17 protein-coding genes are annotated in these 16,309 nt (G+C 67.1%); 11 read left to right on the forward strand and 6 right to left on the reverse strand.

Features of this window, described 5'->3' with window-relative positions; translation table 11 throughout:
- Positions 1-37: 37 nt before the first annotated feature.
- The 3 genes from ACFWPK_RS18800 (at position 38) to ACFWPK_RS18810 (ending at position 2,515) form a co-directional block, all read left to right on the forward strand.
- On the forward strand, positions 38-1,381 hold the full coding sequence (locus tag ACFWPK_RS18800; RefSeq protein WP_378917384.1) for an FAD-binding oxidoreductase: 1,344 nt from the start codon (positions 38-40) through the stop codon (positions 1,379-1,381).
- A 66-nt stretch (positions 1,382-1,447) separates the two neighbouring features.
- The gene (locus tag ACFWPK_RS18805; RefSeq protein WP_378917386.1) at positions 1,448-2,335 is read left to right on the forward strand and encodes an SPFH domain-containing protein; all 888 of its coding nucleotides are present in this window, start codon (positions 1,448-1,450) and stop codon (positions 2,333-2,335) included.
- Positions 2,336-2,344: 9 nt separating this feature from the next.
- Complete coding sequence (locus ACFWPK_RS18810; RefSeq protein ID WP_378917387.1) at positions 2,345-2,515, forward strand: toxin-antitoxin system HicB family antitoxin; 171 nt, start codon at positions 2,345-2,347, stop codon at positions 2,513-2,515.
- A 15-nt stretch (positions 2,516-2,530) separates the two neighbouring features.
- Here the strand turns inward: ACFWPK_RS18810 and ACFWPK_RS18815 are convergent, their stop codons facing one another.
- Positions 2,531-3,562: a LuxR C-terminal-related transcriptional regulator gene (locus ACFWPK_RS18815; RefSeq protein WP_378917389.1), complete on the reverse strand. Its 1,032-nt coding sequence runs from the start codon at positions 3,560-3,562 to the stop codon at positions 2,531-2,533.
- A gap of 104 nt (positions 3,563-3,666) precedes the next feature.
- On the opposite strand from ACFWPK_RS18815, the gene ACFWPK_RS18820 reads away from it, so the two are divergent.
- Positions 3,667-3,990, forward strand: a complete 324-nt coding sequence (locus tag ACFWPK_RS18820) for a hypothetical protein (protein WP_378917391.1) — start codon at positions 3,667-3,669, stop codon at positions 3,988-3,990.
- 58 nt (positions 3,991-4,048) lie between these two features.
- The gene (locus tag ACFWPK_RS18825) at positions 4,049-4,603 is read left to right on the forward strand and encodes a hypothetical protein (RefSeq protein ID WP_378917393.1); all 555 of its coding nucleotides are present in this window, start codon (positions 4,049-4,051) and stop codon (positions 4,601-4,603) included.
- Here ACFWPK_RS18825 and ACFWPK_RS18830 read toward each other — a convergent pair.
- On the reverse strand, positions 4,600-5,448 hold the full coding sequence (locus ACFWPK_RS18830; RefSeq protein ID WP_378917395.1) for a class I SAM-dependent methyltransferase: 849 nt from the start codon (positions 5,446-5,448) through the stop codon (positions 4,600-4,602). The genes ACFWPK_RS18825 and ACFWPK_RS18830 overlap by 4 nt on opposite strands.
- Positions 5,449-5,676: 228 nt before the next feature.
- Here ACFWPK_RS18830 and rpsA point away from each other — a divergent pair, with 228 nt between their 5' ends.
- A complete protein-coding gene (rpsA, locus tag ACFWPK_RS18835; protein WP_056824523.1) occupies positions 5,677-7,155 on the forward strand; it encodes a 30S ribosomal protein S1 in 1,479 nt (492 codons plus the stop codon).
- Positions 7,156-7,264: 109 nt separating this feature from the next.
- Here the strand turns inward: rpsA and ACFWPK_RS18840 are convergent, their stop codons facing one another.
- Positions 7,265-7,939: an NAD(P)-dependent oxidoreductase gene (locus ACFWPK_RS18840; RefSeq protein ID WP_378917397.1), complete on the reverse strand. Its 675-nt coding sequence runs from the start codon at positions 7,937-7,939 to the stop codon at positions 7,265-7,267.
- Between the two features lie 91 nt (positions 7,940-8,030).
- Here ACFWPK_RS18840 and ACFWPK_RS18845 point away from each other — a divergent pair, with 91 nt between their 5' ends.
- Complete coding sequence (locus ACFWPK_RS18845; RefSeq protein ID WP_378917399.1) at positions 8,031-8,735, forward strand: TetR/AcrR family transcriptional regulator; 705 nt, start codon at positions 8,031-8,033, stop codon at positions 8,733-8,735.
- Between the two features lie 69 nt (positions 8,736-8,804).
- Positions 8,805-10,346, forward strand: a complete 1,542-nt coding sequence (locus ACFWPK_RS18850) for a phospholipase C (RefSeq protein WP_378917401.1) — start codon at positions 8,805-8,807, stop codon at positions 10,344-10,346.
- A 36-nt stretch (positions 10,347-10,382) separates the two neighbouring features.
- Here ACFWPK_RS18850 and ACFWPK_RS18855 read toward each other — a convergent pair whose 3' ends face one another.
- Entirely contained in the window at positions 10,383-10,595 is a 213-nt protein-coding gene (locus ACFWPK_RS18855; RefSeq protein ID WP_378917402.1) for a hypothetical protein, read from the reverse strand.
- A gap of 148 nt (positions 10,596-10,743) precedes the next feature.
- On the opposite strand from ACFWPK_RS18855, the gene coaE reads away from it, so the two are divergent.
- Both coaE and ACFWPK_RS18865 read left to right on the forward strand, forming a co-directional pair.
- On the forward strand, positions 10,744-11,946 hold the full coding sequence (gene coaE / locus ACFWPK_RS18860; RefSeq protein ID WP_378917404.1) for a dephospho-CoA kinase: 1,203 nt from the start codon (positions 10,744-10,746) through the stop codon (positions 11,944-11,946).
- Positions 11,947-12,066: 120 nt separating this feature from the next.
- The gene (locus ACFWPK_RS18865; RefSeq protein WP_101463436.1) at positions 12,067-12,498 is read left to right on the forward strand and encodes a hypothetical protein; all 432 of its coding nucleotides are present in this window, start codon (positions 12,067-12,069) and stop codon (positions 12,496-12,498) included.
- A 27-nt stretch (positions 12,499-12,525) separates the two neighbouring features.
- On the opposite strand, the gene ACFWPK_RS18870 is transcribed toward ACFWPK_RS18865, so the two are convergent.
- Positions 12,526-13,077 carry a DUF402 domain-containing protein gene (locus tag ACFWPK_RS18870; RefSeq protein WP_378917406.1) on the reverse strand — a complete coding sequence of 184 codons (552 nt, stop codon included), beginning with the start codon at positions 13,075-13,077 and terminating at the stop codon, positions 12,526-12,528.
- 46 nt (positions 13,078-13,123) lie between these two features.
- A complete protein-coding gene (locus ACFWPK_RS18875) occupies positions 13,124-13,738 on the reverse strand; it encodes a hypothetical protein (protein ID WP_378917408.1) in 615 nt (204 codons plus the stop codon).
- A 372-nt stretch (positions 13,739-14,110) separates the two neighbouring features.
- On the opposite strand from ACFWPK_RS18875, the gene uvrB reads away from it, so the two are divergent.
- Positions 14,111-16,288 (forward strand): excinuclease ABC subunit UvrB, encoded by a 2,178-nt coding sequence (gene uvrB / locus ACFWPK_RS18880; RefSeq protein WP_378917410.1) that lies wholly within the window; start codon positions 14,111-14,113, stop codon positions 16,286-16,288.
- Positions 16,289-16,309: the final 21 nt, after the last annotated feature.

Raw genomic sequence — 16,309 nt, forward strand, 5'->3', positions numbered from 1 at the left:
TTGTACTTATTCATTTGCCGGGCGCAGAGTCGAAGTCATGACCGATATCGCAACGAAGTTCGCCGGTCCGGTGTTCACCCCGGACGACCCCGGATACGCCGAGGAGATCGCCGGCTTCCAAACCGCCTACGCCCATCGTCCGGCGTTCGTGGTCGGCGCCCTGCACGGTCAGGACGTGCGCGCCGCGGTGGAATTCGCCGCACGGCACGGGCTCTCGGTGGCTGTGCAGGCGACCGGACACGGGTTGTCGGTCGCGGCCGATGGTGGGGTGCTCATCACGACCGGACGCATGGACGGCATCACCGTCGACCCGCAAGCCCGTACCGCCCGCATCGGTGCGGGGGTCCGCGCGGGTGCGCTGGTCGAGGCGGCGGCTCCGTACGGGCTGGCGCCTTTGAACGGGTCGTCGCCGTCGGTGGGCGTCGTCGGGTATGTGCTCGGCGGCGGGCTCGGATTGCTGGCGCGTGAATTCGGTTATGCCGCCGATCATGTGCGCCACATCGAGCTCGTGACCGCCGACGGCAGAATGCGCTCACTCGGCCCGCGCGACGAATTGTTCGGGGCGGTACTGGGTTCCGGCGGGAACTTCGGTGTGGTGACGGCGCTCGAACTCGACCTCGTCCCCGTCGCCGAAATCTACGGTGGCCAGCTGGTTTTCGACGCGCCACTGGTCGATGCGGCGCTGGAGACCTGGCGCACCTGGACCGAGACCGTGCCGAGCGCGCTGACCTCCACGATCGCGGTGGTGACCTATCCCGATATCCCGCCCGTGCCGGAATCGTTGCGAGGCCGCCACGTCGCCTCGATCCGAATCGCCTTCGACGGACCGGACGAGGAGGGGCAGCGGTGGGTCGCGCCGTTGCGGCAGATCGGACCTCGGCTGCGCGAGGACCTGCGCACGATGCCCTACGCCGAATCGCACACCATCCACAGCGATCCCCCCTTCCCGCACGCCTACGCCGCGACCAACGCACTGCTCTCGGAGCTGACACCGCAGGGTCTGTCCGCACTGCGCGCACTCACCGCGCCGGGCGGACAGGTCGACGCGGTGATCGACATCCGCCATCTCGGTGCCGCCCTCCGGCACGGCGGCCCGGCATCGATCGATCATCGCGATGCCGAGTACATCGTGCGGGTGATCACCGGTCCCGGCGAGGGTGACTCGGCGCCCGAAGGGCTGGCTGCGGTGCGAGAAGCGCTGGCGCCGTGGACGATCGGACACAGCCTCGCATTCCTCTACGGCGCAGGTGCCGCGGCGGACGAGGCCCAGACTACGGCCGGTTACTCCCCGGACACCTATCGCTGGCTGGCGGCGGCGAAAGCGAAGTACGACCCGCGAAACATGTTCCGGGCCAACCGCAACATCGCCCCCAGCCTCTAGCTCCTCTTGCCGGGCTTCCCGATATCTACTATCTTAGTGATATCACTCAGATATCGGGAGGATGTCATGGAACTGCGGTCCGCATTCCGCGTCAATGGATTCGTCGTCGTGCTGGGGTGGCTGGTGTTCACCCTTTTGTTCGGTGCCGCCGCCGTTCTCGCGTTCATCGCCGCCACCCAGCACAACGGTGGCGCACCGGCCTGGATCGGCGCGGTCGCCGCTGTCGTCGCGATCCTGGTCGTCTGGTTGCTCGCCACCGGGCTGATCATCGTCAACCCCAACGAGGCCAAGGTCGTCACCTTCTTCGGCCGCTACATCGGTTCGGTCAGTGACCCCGGATTCTTCTCGGTGGTCCCGCTCACCGACCGCAAGTCCATCTCGCTGCGGGTGCGCAACTTCGAAACCCAGAAGCTGAAGGTCAACGACGCCGACGGCAACCCCGTCGAGATCGCGGCCGTCGTCGTCTACAAGGTGGTCGACAGCTTCAAGGCGGCCTTCGCCGTCGACGACTACGAGGAGTACGTCGAAACCCAGTCCGAGGCCGCCGTGCGCCACCTCGCCACCACCCACCCCTACGACGCCCACGACGACTCGCGCACCAGTCTGCGCGACGGCGCCGAGGTGGCCGAGGAACTGACGGTCGAGCTGCGCGAACGCACCCTCACCGCCGGCATCGAAGTCATCGAGGCCCGCATCACCCACCTCGCCTACGCCCCCGAGATCGCCCAGGCGATGCTCGTGCGCCAGCAGGCCGCCCAGGTCGTCGCGGCCCGCACCCAGATCGTCGAAGGCGCCGTCGGCATGGTCGCCCTCGCTCTCGACCGCCTCGCTGAACAGGGCACCGTCGAACTCGACGAGGAGCGCAAGGCCAACATGGTCTCCAACCTGCTCGTCGTCCTCTGCGGCGATCGCGCCACCCAGCCGGTCGTCAACACCGGATCCCTCTACTCCTGAGCCGCGGCGATGACCCAGCCGAAGAAGGAACCCAAAAAGATCCTGCTACGGCTCGACCCGGCCGTCCACGAGGCAATAGCCAAGTGGGCGGCCGACGACCTGCGCAGCATCAACTCCCAAATCGAATACGCCCTACGCCTGGCCCTCGACCAAGCAGGCCGAAAACCCAAGCGGGACTAGGGAATCGATCGCAGCTCAGCCGACCCCGAGGACGCGAGAAAGCAGGCGTTGGCGGGTTCGGGTGCTGGATTTGGCGAGGATGGCTTTGACGTGGTCGTTGATCGTGTGTTCGGACAGGAACAGTTCTGTTGCCAGTTCGTGGGAATCCAGGCCTGTCGCCAAGAGGGTGAGGACCTGGGATTCGCGGGCGGAGAGGGCGTGGGCTCGGGCGAACAGGTCGAGGCGTTCGGTGGCGGTGCTCGGTTCGAGGGACACGGCGATGTCGGCACCGATGCGGTCGGCTTTCACGGTGAGCCAGCGGTTGCCGCCCAGGTGGACGCGGGAGGTAGGTGGGCCGAGGGGCGTGGCCGCCTCGGTGGCGAGCAGGGCGGCGGCCGCGTTGTAGACCGAGGCGGGGACGGGGGGAATCGGTTCGTCAGGGGGGAGTAGGCGTAGCAGGGAATCCGCGGCGGCCGCTGTTTGGGAGCGCACGCGCAGGGTGTCGTCGAGGAGTACGACCGCGGGGCCGAGGGGTGCGAGTCGGGCGTCGGATTCGACGAAGGTGGCGCCGACGGTCCGGCGCAGGCCGACGGTGACTGTGGTTGTCAGCGTGTTCAGCGCAGCGAGTTCTGCTGCGGTGAAAGGGGATTCGGTGTAGCGGAGCAGTTCGAGAAAACCCCAGCAGCCGTAGCGGTCGGCGAAGGTGATGGTGGCGGAGTCGGTGACGCCGAGATCGCGCTGCGCGGTACGCCACAGCAGGGATCGGTCCGGGTCGCCGTCGGTGGCGCCGAGCAAGGATTGGGCGCCGGTGCCGCGCACGGTGTCCCACCGATTGAGCGGGGTGAGGTAGCGGGCGCGGATCAAGTCCGGCAGGAGCCCGAGGTCGAGGCCGGGGAGATCGGCGAGCGGCGCCGTCGCGACCGCGGTGACGGGATCGGTGAGCGCGAAGACATGACCGGCGAACGGGATCGTCGCGCGGATCTCGACCAGGACGAGTTCTCGCAGTCGTTTGGCGGAGTGATCGGCGCGGCACAGACGGCCGATCCGGTCGGCCAAGGTACTCGGCACATGTCCAGCCTACGGCGGAATACCCCCAGGATCAGGGATGTTCCGGCACACCGGACCGGCCGATGATCGAGGTATCCCATTCGCCCACGACAACGGAGGTCATCATGACCATCACCCTGCACATCGACAACACCGTTCGCGATTACGACGATTGGAAGGCCGCGTTCGACCAGTACGAGCGGTTCCGCGCCGACAACGGCGTGCGCACCTACCGGGTCGGCCGGGTCGACGGCGCACCACCACGGGTGCTCATCGACCTCGATTTCGACGACCGCTCGACGGCTGAGGCGTTTCGCACCGCGCTGGCGACCGTGCTCGCCACCCCGCGCAGCCGCGCGATGGTGATCAATCACGAAGCCTGGCTCGTCGACGTGGTCGAAGAGCGCGTTTCTCCCCTGATCGACGCGCCGAGCGCCGCACGGGGATAACCGAAGTCGACGGCGCCGGTAAATTGATCCGGTGCCCATCTCGTTCGACATTCCTGGAATGCAACAGTTGGACGACACGACCTGGGGGAATCCGGCCACTCGTGACGTCGTCGCGCTGAACTATGTCAACGGCGCGCCCGACCTGCCCGCTCGGCTGGACGACCTCAAGCGGTTACGCAGGCGGCTGGCCGAGCACCACGCGCGGACCGGCTGCCTGATCGAGGCCTTCGTGGTGTGGGTCGACCAGCTGCCCGCCCTGCTCCGCGTGGAGAAGACGCAGCTCCCCGGTCCGCGCGGTGAACTCGTTTTCGCCGCGTCGATCGTGGTGCCCAAGGACCGGTGCTCGGCGGTGTTCCAGATCATGTGCCCCGAGACCGGTGTGCCCGGCGCGCGCGAGACCGCGATCGGCAGGCAGGTTCGGCGCGACGAGATGTGTCCACCCCACCCGTACGCGCCCGGCCTGCGCGGACGGTTGCCCTATCTACTGTCCGATGACGTGCGCTTCGACGCCGAGTTCCCCGACCACGCGCTCACCAGGGCACGCCGCTGGGTCGCCGACACGGTGCCGAGCGTGCGGGTCGACGCGTCCTTCGCCGCGCTACCGGAGTTCTAGGGCTTCTCGGCGATGAAGATGGCGGTCCCGGGGAAGATCTGCCCGCGCAGCGGCGACCACTGACCCCATTCGCGGTCGAGCCACTCCGGCCAATCCGGTTCGACGATGTCGACCAGGTGCAGGCCGGCGCCGACGATCTCGCGGACCCGGTCACCGATCGTGCGATGGTGCTCGACATAGGTCGGCACACCGTCGGCGTCGACCTCTACATAAGGGGTCCGGTCGAAATAGGGGATCGTGGCGGTGAGTCCCGCCTGGCCCGGATCGTCGGGGAAGATCCAGCGCATCGGATGGTTCACCGAGAACACCCAGCGCCCGCCCGGCCGCAACACCCGCGCTACCTCGCGCATCACCAGCGCCGAATCGGCGACGAACGGCACCCCGCCGAACGCCGAGCATGCCAGATCGAACGACGCGTCGGCGAAGGGCAGCGCCTCGGCCCCCGCCTGCACGAGGGGCACCCGCGGCCCGCCCTTGTCCATCGCGGCCACGCCACGCTCCAGCATCCCCATCGACACATCGAGCCCGACCGGGAACGCGCCGTGACCGGCCAGCCACCGCGAGCACGGCGCCGAACCGCAGCCGATCTCCAAGATCGTCTTGCCGGTCACGTCACCGAGGAAGCCCATGTCGCCCTCGTGCAGGCCCTCGGGGCACCACACGAACTCGCCGCCGGGGGAATCGACGCCGAGGAAGTCGGCGTGGGTCTGGTGGTACTGCTCGGCGTCGGCGTCCCACCAGCGGCGATTCGCGCGCTCGCTGTCGCGCGAGTCGATCTTGGTTCGGGTGGTCGCTGAGGTACCGAGCAGCGCGTTGGCCTGCGCATGGCGTTCGTCGTCGGACACGCCGAACAGGGTATCGGCGTGGTGCGGGGGGTGGTTTGCCCGGCTCGGCGCCGGTCGCGTACGCTGACACACGCTGTAGAGGGACGCTGAAGTTGATCAGCGGCAAGTGCGACGGTCCGTGCGATACTTTACCGGTATCCCTTCGTCGCGTCGTCGCGGTGATCTCGCAGCGTACCGAAAGATCCAATGTCCGCAACCGACCACAATCCGTCCGGAGCAAACCCACATATGCCCACCACCGTCACCTCGCCGCAGGTAGCCATTAACGACATTGGCTCCGCCGAGGATTTCCTGGCCGCCATCGACGCAACGATCAAGTACTTCAACGATGGAGACATCGTCGAGGGCACCATCGTCAAGGTCGATCGTGACGAGGTCCTGCTCGACATCGGTTACAAGACCGAAGGTGTCATCCCCTCCCGCGAACTCTCCATCAAGCACGATGTCGACCCGAACGAGGTCGTTTCCGTGGGCGACGCGGTCGAGGCCCTGGTCCTCACGAAGGAGGACAAGGAAGGCCGCCTGATCCTGTCGAAGAAGCGGGCGCAGTACGAGCGCGCGTGGGGCACGATCGAGGAGCTCAAGGAGAAGGACGAGGCCGTCAAGGGCACCGTCATCGAGGTCGTCAAGGGCGGCCTGATCCTCGACATCGGCCTCCGTGGCTTCCTGCCCGCCTCGCTCGTCGAGATGCGTCGTGTCCGCGACCTCCAGCCGTACGTCGGCAAGGAGATCGAGGCCAAGATCATCGAGCTCGACAAGAACCGCAACAACGTGGTTCTGTCGCGTCGCGCCTGGCTCGAGCAGACCCAGTCCGAGGTCCGCAGCGAGTTCCTGCACCAGCTCCAGAAGGGCCAGGTCCGCAAGGGCGTCGTGTCCTCCATCGTCAACTTCGGTGCCTTCGTGGACCTGGGTGGCGTCGACGGCCTGGTGCACGTCTCCGAGCTGTCCTGGAAGCACATCGACCACCCGTCCGAGGTCGTCGAGGTCGGCAACGAGGTCACCGTCGAGGTTCTCGACGTCGACCTGGACCGCGAGCGTGTCTCCCTGTCGCTCAAGGCGACTCAGGAAGACCCGTGGCGTCAGTTCGCCCGGACCCACGCCATCGGCCAGATCGTGCCCGGCAAGGTCACCAAGCTGGTTCCCTTCGGTGCCTTCGTGCGCGTCGAAGAGGGCATCGAGGGCCTGGTCCACATCTCGGAGCTGGCCGAGCGCCACGTCGAGGTCCCGGACCAGGTTGTGGCCGTCGGCGACGACGCCATGGTCAAGGTCATCGACATCGACCTCGAGCGTCGTCGTATCTCGCTGTCGCTGAAGCAGGCGAACGAGGACTACAACGCCGAGTTCGACCCGTCGAAGTACGGCATGGCCGACAGCTACGACGATGCGGGCAACTACATCTTCCCCGAGGGCTTCGATCCCGAGACCAACGAATGGCTCGACGGGTTCGACAAGCAGCGTGAAGAGTGGGAAGGCCGCTACGCCGAGGCCGAGCGTCGCCACAAGATGCACACTGCTCAGATGGAGAAGATGGCAGCCGACGCTGCCGCCGAGGCCGCCGCCGGCGGTCCCGTCGCGGGCAACTACTCCTCCGAGACCGGTGGCAGCGCGGCTGCGTCCACCTCCGGTCCGGCCGAGTCCACGGGCGGCTCGCTGGCCAGCGATGCCCAGCTCGCGGCTCTGCGTGAGAAGCTCAGCGGCAACGCCTGAGTGAGCGGCAACGCCTGATTCAGTCGGCTGACGCCTGAATCGACAACTGCATCACCGAAGGCCCTGGTCCACACGGACCAGGGCCTTCGGCCTTTTCTGGGGTAGTTCGTCAGCGTCCGACGGTGAAGCGACGCTGGAGGTGGCGCGGCTGGTCGACCTCGTCGAGGAGCGCGACGGCGAGATCCTCGGCCGAGATATCGGTGTCGGAGTCGAGGAGCTGATCACCGCCGAGCCGGTAGCGCCCGGTGCGTGGGCCCGGTTCGATGCGGCCCGAGGACGGGCTCAGATAGGTCCAGTGCCGATTGGACTGGCGGTAGATGTTCAGTGCGTCGCGACCGGCGAGTACGGGTTCGCGATACTCGGCCGGTACCCGCAGTTCCTCGGTGAGCACCCGGGTGAAGTCCGGCGTGTCGACCAGCTGCAGGCCGGGGGAGACCTCCAGGCTGCCGCCGCCACCGACGGCGATCAGCCGGATCTCCGGATGTTGTTGCAGCGCATCGACCATCGCCCGCGCGCCGACGACGAAATTACCGGCCTTGGCGATGGTGTCGGCGATGCCGTGCCCCGCGTTGACGGCGCTGATCACCACGTCGAGTCCCGCGATCGCCGTGGCGATGCTGTCGGCGTCGAGCCAGTCGGCGGCTCGCCACGTTGTGTCTCCGCGCTCGGTGGGAAAGCGGGCCGAATCGCGGGTGAAGGCTGTCACCCGGTGTCCGCGATGCTGTGCCTCGGCGACCACTCGGGAGCCGATGACGCCGGTCGCGCCGAATACTCCGATATTCACAATGCCACTCGTTTCTCTGCGGTGTTCGATTACTACACGCCGTTCAGTAATGACACGGCTGATAGTAGACGAACGCTGTAGGGTGTCAACCGTGGTCGAGGTGAGGAATCGGCGCGAGCGATTGCGCGAGGAAGCGACAGCGGAGATCAAGGCGATCGCGTTGCGGCTGTTGGCCGAAGGTGGTCCCGACGCGATCTCGTTGCGCGCCATCGCCAGGGAGATGGGGATGACCGCGGGTGCCCTGTACGGCTACTTCCCGGCCAGGGACGACCTGATCACCACCCTCATCGCCGACGTCTACACCTCGCTCGTCGACCGGGCCGAAGCCGCGCGTGATGCGATACCCGAGACCGATCCGGCCGGTCGGATCGTGGCTTGGGGCGAGACCGTCCGCGAATGGGCTGTCGCCAATCCGGCTGGGTTCAAACTGATCTACGGCGATCCTGTCCTCGGCTACCAGCCGCCGGTCGGTGGTCCTTCTCGCGATGCCGAACTGCGGGCATGCAGCGGATTGGTGGGTCTGGCCGCGGCGGCGTGGCCCTACGCCGCCGTCTCGCAGACCATCGGTGCGCCGGCCTGGTCGGATTTCGATCCCGGGCTCGTCGATCACGTGCGCGGCGACTTCCCCGACCTGCCCGCCGCGGGATTGGCTCTCGCACTGCGGATGTGGGGGCGCATGCACGGGCTGCTCGCGCTGGAGATCTACGGTCATCTCGGGCCTCGGGCGCAACATCCGGACAAGCTCTACCGGGCCGAGATGCTCGATCTGGTCCGTTCACTCGGGTTGCGGGAATAGGCCCTTTCCCAGGTGGAGTACCGTGTGCGCGATTGCTCCATCCCCCTACGGGAAAGGTGCTCCAATCCGATGAGTTCTGGTCCCTTCGCCGGTCTCAACCGGCGGCAGTTCCTTGCGAAGGCGATGGCCGCCGGTGCGGTGGGAACGCTTGCCACGTGGGCGAATCCCATTATCGACCGAGCCTTTGCCGCCGATCCGGCGGGTATGGGTGGGCTCGGCGATATCGAGCATTTCGTCTTGCTCATGCAGGAAAACCGGTCCTTCGACCACTATTTCGGCACCATGTCGGGTGTGCGCGGGTTCGGTGAGGCGTCGGCGGCGTGGCGTCAGTTCGGGTGGTCGCCCGGAATCGGGCCCACCGCGGAGGGTTTCGTCGAACCGTTTCGGCTCGACACCACCCGTGGCGCAACCCTGGACGGAGAGTGCATCAACGACCCCGACCACACCTGGCCCGGCATGCACAAGGCATTCAACAACGGGCGCAACGACGGCTGGATGCCGATGTCGGTGGCCTCGGTCGGGCCGGCTAACGCGCCCGCGGCGATGGGTTACTACCTGCCGGAGGACATCCCGATCCACACCGAGCTCGCGCAGGCATTCACTCTCTGCGACAACTATCACTGCTCGGTGCTCGGCCCCACCGACCCCAACCGGCTGTACTGGATGAGCGCGAGCATCGACCCCGACGGCCTGGCGGGCGGTCCGCTGGTGGAGACGCCGCTGCTGCTCCCGAAGAACGTCTACAGCTGGCGCACCTACCCGGAGAACCTGTCCGAGGGTGGGGTGCCGTGGAAGATCTACAGCAATCGCGATATCGGCGAGGCCTCATCGATGATTCTGGACGGCATGATGGGCTGCTTCACCCAGGCCGCCGACCCGAATTCCGAACTGGCGCGCCGCGGTATCGCCCCGACCTACCCGAACGATTTCCAGGCCGACGTCGCCGGCAACACCCTGCCCGCGGTGTCGTGGGTGGTCCCGTCGGTGCTGCACTGCGAACACCCCGCGCTGCCTGCGGCTTTCGGCGCGCTGGGGATAGTGCAGCTTCTCGATATCCTCACCTCGAATCCGGCGGTGTGGGAGAAGACCGCGCTGATCATCAGCTACGACGAGAACGGCGGCTTCTTCGACCACGTCACCCCGCTGACGCCGCCGCCGGGCACCGCGGGCGAATTCCTGACGGTGCCGCTGGACCGGGTGCCCGCGGCGGGCGGCATCACCGGCCCGATCGGACTCGGTTACCGGGTGCCGTGCATGGTGATCTCGCCGTACAGTCGCGGTGGGCTGGTCGCCTCGCAGACCTTCGACCACACCTCCCAATTGCGTTTGCTGGAAACCAGATTCGGCGTCGACGTGCCGAACCTGACCGCCTGGCGACGCGGCGTCACCGGCGACATGACCTCCACCTTCGATTTCGCGGCGGCGCCGAATGCCGCGAAACCGGTGCTGCCAGACCCGCGTCCCAAGGCCGATGCGGCGGTCGTGCAGTGCGGTCCGAATATCGCGGCGGGCACGCTGGGGCAGGGGGTGCCGTACCCGGTGCCGCCGAATGCGATGCCGGCTCAGCAGCCGGGGACTCGGCGCGCGCCGAGCGGACTCGTCGGCGTGTGAGCCGGGGGTGGGCTCGGCATCAGGCCGGGCCCACTGTCAGCTCGCGGCAGCAGGCGACCAGTATCCGGTGGCCATGCTGGGGCGTTTGCGCATCGCGGCGAAGCTGTGTCTGGCAGGGGAGAGCAGGGTACTGAACCAGGAACGCCGGTATTCGGCGAGAGTCGCTGCGACGGCGGGGAATTCGATGCAGTGCACACCGCCCTGCATGCCGAGGCGGTGGCGGGCCGCCCGATGGTTCCTGGTACCCATGATCATCCTGTCGGTAGTCGTGCGGCCTTCTCGCCTGCGCGAAGATTAATCGACGCGACGCGCCCGGCCCGGGATCTTCCGCCGCTCCGCGCGTGGGCGTGTCGCAGGAGCTGCCCCGGCCCGGCGGTCGGGATGCGAGACTGGGCCCATGTTGCGGATCGGCCTCACCGGAGGCATGGGAGCTGGTAAATCAACAGTGGCGCGGACGCTGGTCGAGCTCGGGGCGGTGCTCATCGACTCCGACGCGATCGCTCGCGAGGTCGTCGCCCCCGGCACGCCGGGCTTGGCCGCGCTGGTCGAGGAGTTCGGTGCGGCGATCCTGAGCCCCGACGGCAGTCTCGACCGGCCCGCGCTGGCCGCGGTGGCCTTCGCCGACGACGTCTCGCGGGGCAAGCTCAACGCCATCACCCATCCGCTGGTCGGGGCCCGCACCGCGGAACTGATCGGCGACGCGCCCGCGGATGCCGTTGTGGTGCAAGATATTCCGTTGCTCGTCGAGAACGGGCTCGCGCCGCTGATGCAGCTCGTCGTTGTGGTCGGGGCCGAGGAGGAGACCAGGCTGCGCAGGCTGGTCGAGCACCGCGGGGTGGCCGAAGCGGATGCGCGAGTCAGGATCGCCGCGCAGGCCACCGACGAACAGCGCCGCGCGGTCGCCGATGTGTGGCTCGACAACAACGGTGCGCCGGAGGTGGTCGAGGCGCAGGTCCGGGAGCTGTGGACGCGACGGCTGGTGCCGTTCGAACGCAATCAGCGCGAGGGCGTCCGCGCGCGCGCCGACTACCGCCTCGTCACCGAGCCGGAATGGGACATGCAGGCCCGCAGGATCATCGCCCGGCTGCATCTGGCGTGTGGTGCGTCGGCGGTGCGCATCGATCACGTCGGATCGACCGCGGTGCACGGACTACCCGCCAAGGACATCATCGACATCCAGGTGACCGTGGCCGACATGGCAACGGCCGAATCGCTGACCGATGCGTTGACGGCGGCCGGGTTCCCGCCGGCCGCCGGAGTGACGCACGACAATCCGAAGCCGAGCGAGGGTGATCCCGAAGGTACCGACCTCGCCCGGTGGGGAAAACGCCTGCACGGCAACGCCGACCCCGGCCGACCCGCCAATATTCATCTGCGCGTGCGGGATTCGCTCGGCCAGCGGTTCGCGCTCGACCTGCGCGACTGGTTGCGGGCCAGTGAGAGCGCGCGGTCGGAGTACCTGGCGGTCAAGCGTGGGGCCGAACTCGCGGCGGCGGATCTGACCGACGACGCGGCCGGTGACGCCTACTACGTGGTGAAGGAGCCGTGGTTCGACGCGGTCTATCCGGTGGTCACCGAGTGGGCAGGAGCCCGCGCGTGAACCGAGTACCAAACTGTTAAACATCATTGTTTCGGAAACCGTCCGCATGCTGTCGCGCGCTGTGTAAATTGTGCGAAGTCACTACAGGGTGACTCGATTCACAGGGAAGTTGTAGCGCGTATGACAACACATCACCGTCAGTTCGGCCGTGCGGGCTTCGGCATCACCGCATTCGGCGCCGTCGCCGCCAGCCTCGTGCTGGCCGCTCCGCAGGCCTCGGCCTGGGTCGGCAACCTCGGCGTGGCCGGAACCGACCACAAGGTCGGTTGCAGCTACAAGCTGACCGCGAGCGTCGAGGTCGACAGGTTGACCTCGGTGAAGTTCACCGACAACGGCGTTGACATCCCGGGCAGCCCGGTGTCGCCGTCGCTGCTGTCGGGCACCGTGAGCATCACCTGGAAGCCGACCACGGCGGGCCAGCACAAGCTCGAGGCGCGTCAGCTGCTGATCAGCGACTCGATCACCGTCACAGTCGGTGCGGCGGGCAGCACCGGCAGCGCGTCGTGCGGTGGCGGCCTCGCGGATCTGTTCCCGAGCCTGTCGGCAGGCTGACACCGACTCCTCGCACCGCCCGGACCCCTACCGAGGTTCGGGCGGTTCGTCGTTTCGGCGCCAGGTCAGGGTCATGCCGAAGGTGCTCAGCCAATTCTCGAGTGAATAGCCGTGCGCGGCGATCCCGTCGATCGCGGCGGTCGCGTGCTGGATCGCGGCCTGGCACTGCTGGGCGTCGAGCAGGCCGTCGGCGTACGCGGCGAGCAGTTCATCGATATCGACGAGCCGGACATCACGTCTGGTGCGGACCAAGAGATCGAGGTAGTGGTCGATCGAGCGCCACAGCGTCGGTGACTCCCTGGTGAACTCGCCGACATCGACATAGATGTCCTGCCACTGGTCGACACCAGGGTTGTAGTGCAGCTTCGACGCTCGCAGCGACAGCTCGGGCAGCACCCACGATTCCAGGTAGTGGAAGTGCGCGTGATCGGAGTGACGACCCATGTACAGGCCCCACGGCTCCACCCGATAGACCTCCACCGGCCGGACGAAGCCTTTGGGGTCGGTGTTCGTCTTGGCCGCGACGTCGAAGTACTCGACCTTGGGTGGATGCACGTGCACGGTGGATGCCTGCGTCATGAGCGCAGAATCTACCGGCGCGTGCAGACCCTCGCCCGGTCGCCGGCTACATCCAGGTCAGCGTGATGTCCCGGGAGCGCAACCACTGTTCGACATCGTGGTCGTTGGCCGCCAGCCCGTCGAGCACGCGCGCGGCGCGTTCGAAGGCCCGGTCGGCGTGCTCGGTGTCGACATGGCCCGCGGCGTGCGCGGCGAGCAGTTTGCCCGAACCGGACAACGTCGACGACCGGCCGCGCCGCACGGCGACGTCGAGGAAGTAGTCGGTGGCCCTCCACCGTTTCGGCCCGACCTGGACGAGCTCGACGATGTCGAGGACATAGTCGTGGCTGCGGTGATGGCCGGGCCGATCGTGGCCGATTGTGGCGCGAATGGCGTGGCCGGGCAACATCCACGACTCCTCGTAGCGACCGTGCGGGCGGTCGAGGACGCGGGCCAGGTAGATGCCCCAAGGCTGCACCTCGTACCGGTCGACCGAGTGGACGTAGCCCTTGGCGTCGGTACTGGTCAGCTCGGCGAGGTCGAAGTATTCGACCCGGGGTCTGGCAGCCGGTGAAATCGGATCAGGGGTCGGTGTGTGCGGGCCGCGTATCTCTCTGGCGAAATATCCGGCGAATCCGGTTACCGCGGGAGCCGCGACGAGCAGGGGAAGTAGAACGCTCATGGCCTTGTCCTTCACCACGTGCCGATGATCAACTCAGGGTACGCCCGCGCCGGGATGTGTGGCAGGTTCGATTCGGTACCCGCGATGGTCGAATGTCATTGGCGCTAGGGATATTTCGGACATCGATCGAGGTGCTCGGTATTCGCCGGGTTCGAGTTTGGTGCGTCTACCAGGTGAAACAGTGGTCGCCGCCGGGTCGCTCGGCAGTGGTCGCTGTCACCTTCGCGCAGCGCTGTGACGGTATCGATGAGCAGAAGTTCACGGAAACGACCACGACCCGACCGGCGGTCATCGGCGCGGCGCCCGGTGTGGCGAACAGGGCGTGGTTCGCCGGCGCGGAAATGTGTCGGTGGGCGCGCCTAAGCTGGATCCATGGCATTCGCAACCGAGATCCCGACGGAAGGGTACGAAGAGCGGGGTCACCCGATCGCCCATTCCGAACACCGCCCCGTCGGCACGATCGAGCGCACCGGCGCTCGGTTCGAAGTGGTCAGCGAGTACTCGCCCGCGGGCGACCAGCCCGCGGCCATCGCGGAGCTCGAGCGCCGGGTGAACGCGGGGGAGAAGGACGTCGTCCTGCTCGGCGCCACCGGTACCGGTAAATCGGCGACCACCGCGTGGCTGATCGAGAAGTTGCAGCGCCCCACCCTGGTGATGGCGCCGAACAAGACCCTCGCCGCGCAGCTCGCCAACGAGCTGCGCGAGATGCTGCCCAACAACGCGGTCGAGTACTTCGTCTCCTACTACGACTACTACCAACCCGAGGCGTACATCGCCCAGACCGACACCTACATCGAGAAGGACAGCTCGATCAACGACGACGTCGAGCGGCTGCGGCACTCGGCGACCTCGAGTCTGCTCTCGCGTCGCGATGTCGTCGTGGTCGCGTCGGTGTCGTGCATCTACGGCCTCGGCACCCCGCAGTCGTATCTGGATCGGTCGGTGCAGCTCGAAGTCGGTGGCGAGATCGATCGCGACGCGTTGCTGCGGCTGCTCGTCGACGTGCAGTACACCCGCAACGACATGTCGTTCACCCGTGGCTCGTTCCGGGTACGCGGCGACACCGTCGAGATCATCCCGTCCTACGAGGAGCTGGCGATCCGCATCGAGTTCTTCGGTGACGAGATCGAGGCGCTCTACTATCTGCATCCGCTCACCGGTGATGTTGTGCGCCAAGTCGATTCGGCGCGCATCTTCCCGGCCACCCACTATGTGGCCGGTCCGGAGCGGATGGAACGGGCGGTCGTCGACATCGAGGCCGAATTGGCCGCGCGGCTGGCGGAATTGGAGCGTCAGGGCAAGTTGCTCGAGGCGCAGCGGTTGCGCATGCGCACCGAGTACGACCTGGAGATGATCCGTCAGGTCGGCTTCTGCTCGGGTATCGAGAACTATTCGCGCCATATCGACGGGCGTCCGGCGGGTTCGGCACCGGCCACGCTGCTCGACTACTTCCCCGACGATTTCCTGCTGGTGATCGACGAATCGCACGTCACGGTGCCGCAGATCGGCGGCATGTTCGAAGGTGACATGTCGCGCAAGCGCAACCTGGTCGATTTCGGATTCCGATTGCCCTCGGCAGTCGACAACCGCCCACTGACCTGGGAGGAATTCGCCGGGCGAATCGGTCAGGCGGTGTATCTGTCGGCGACTCCCGGCAACTACGAGCTGGGTCAGGTCGGCGGTGAGGTGGTCGAGCAGGTCATCCGCCCGACCGGCCTGGTCGACCCGAAGGTCGTGGTCAAGCCGACCAAGGGTCAGATCGACGACCTGGTGCACGAGATCCGTGGGCGCGCGGAGCGCAACGAGCGGGTGCTGGTCACCACGCTCACCAAGAAGATGTCCGAAGACCTCACCGATTATCTGCTCGGCCTGGGCGTGAAGGTCCGCTACCTGCACTCCGAGATCGACACGCTGCGCCGGGTCGAACTGCTGCGTCAGTTGCGCCTCGGCGAATACGACGTGCTCGTCGGCATCAACCTGCTGCGCGAGGGTCTCGACCTGCCCGAGGTGTCGCTGGTGGCGATCCTCGACGCCGACAAGGAAGGCTTCCTGCGGTCGAGCACCAGCCTCATCCAGACCATCGGCCGCGCGGCGCGCAATGTGTCCGGCGAAGTGCACATGTACGCCGACAAGATCACCGATTCGATGCAGCACGCCATCGAGGAGACCGACCGTCGCCGTGCCAAACAGGTCGCCTACAACGAAGAACACGGCCTCGACCCGCAACCGCTGCGCAAGAAGATCGCCGACATCCTGGACCAGGTGTACACCGAAGCCGAGGACGAGGTGGCCGTCGGCGGATCGGGCCGCAATGCCAGCCGCGGCAGGCGCGCTCAGGGCGAGCCGGGCCGGGCCAGTGCGGGCATCTACGCCGAACGCGATGTGAAGTCGATGCCGCGTGCCGATCTGGCCGCCCTGGTCTCCGAACTCACCGCGCAGATGATGAACGCGGCCCGCGAACTGCAGTTCGAGCTGGCGGGCCGGTTGCGTGACGAGATCGCCGACCTGAAGAAGGAGCTGCGCGGCATGGACGCCGCGGGGCTCAGCTGAGCGATGCCGAGCCGAGCCCCG

It is taken from the genome of Nocardia sp. NPDC058519 (genome assembly GCF_042719755.1).
Taxonomy (GTDB): Bacteria; Actinomycetota; Actinomycetes; order Mycobacteriales; family Mycobacteriaceae; genus Nocardia.

What these genes read in the sequence shown, in the direction of transcription:
- ACFWPK_RS18800 (WP_378917384.1), top strand. Translation starts at nt 38, where the DNA reads ATGACCGATATCGCAACGAAGTTCGCCGGTCCGGTGTTCACCCCGGAC.
- ACFWPK_RS18805 (WP_378917386.1), top strand. Translation starts at nt 1,448, where the DNA reads ATGGAACTGCGGTCCGCATTCCGCGTCAATGGATTCGTCGTCGTGCTG.
- ACFWPK_RS18810 (WP_378917387.1), top strand. Translation starts at nt 2,345, where the DNA reads ATGACCCAGCCGAAGAAGGAACCCAAAAAGATCCTGCTACGGCTCGAC.
- ACFWPK_RS18820 (WP_378917391.1), top strand. Translation starts at nt 3,667, where the DNA reads ATGACCATCACCCTGCACATCGACAACACCGTTCGCGATTACGACGAT.
- ACFWPK_RS18825 (WP_378917393.1), top strand. Translation starts at nt 4,049, where the DNA reads ATGCAACAGTTGGACGACACGACCTGGGGGAATCCGGCCACTCGTGAC.
- rpsA (WP_056824523.1), top strand. Translation starts at nt 5,677, where the DNA reads ATGCCCACCACCGTCACCTCGCCGCAGGTAGCCATTAACGACATTGGC.
- ACFWPK_RS18850 (WP_378917401.1), top strand. Translation starts at nt 8,805, where the DNA reads ATGAGTTCTGGTCCCTTCGCCGGTCTCAACCGGCGGCAGTTCCTTGCG.
- ACFWPK_RS18855 (WP_378917402.1), bottom strand. Translation starts at nt 10,595, where the DNA reads ATGGGTACCAGGAACCATCGGGCGGCCCGCCACCGCCTCGGCATGCAG.
- coaE (WP_378917404.1), top strand. Translation starts at nt 10,744, where the DNA reads ATGTTGCGGATCGGCCTCACCGGAGGCATGGGAGCTGGTAAATCAACA.
- ACFWPK_RS18865 (WP_101463436.1), top strand. Translation starts at nt 12,067, where the DNA reads ATGACAACACATCACCGTCAGTTCGGCCGTGCGGGCTTCGGCATCACC.
- ACFWPK_RS18870 (WP_378917406.1), bottom strand. Translation starts at nt 13,077, where the DNA reads ATGACGCAGGCATCCACCGTGCACGTGCATCCACCCAAGGTCGAGTAC.
- ACFWPK_RS18875 (WP_378917408.1), bottom strand. Translation starts at nt 13,738, where the DNA reads ATGAGCGTTCTACTTCCCCTGCTCGTCGCGGCTCCCGCGGTAACCGGA.
- uvrB (WP_378917410.1), top strand. Translation starts at nt 14,111, where the DNA reads ATGGCATTCGCAACCGAGATCCCGACGGAAGGGTACGAAGAGCGGGGT.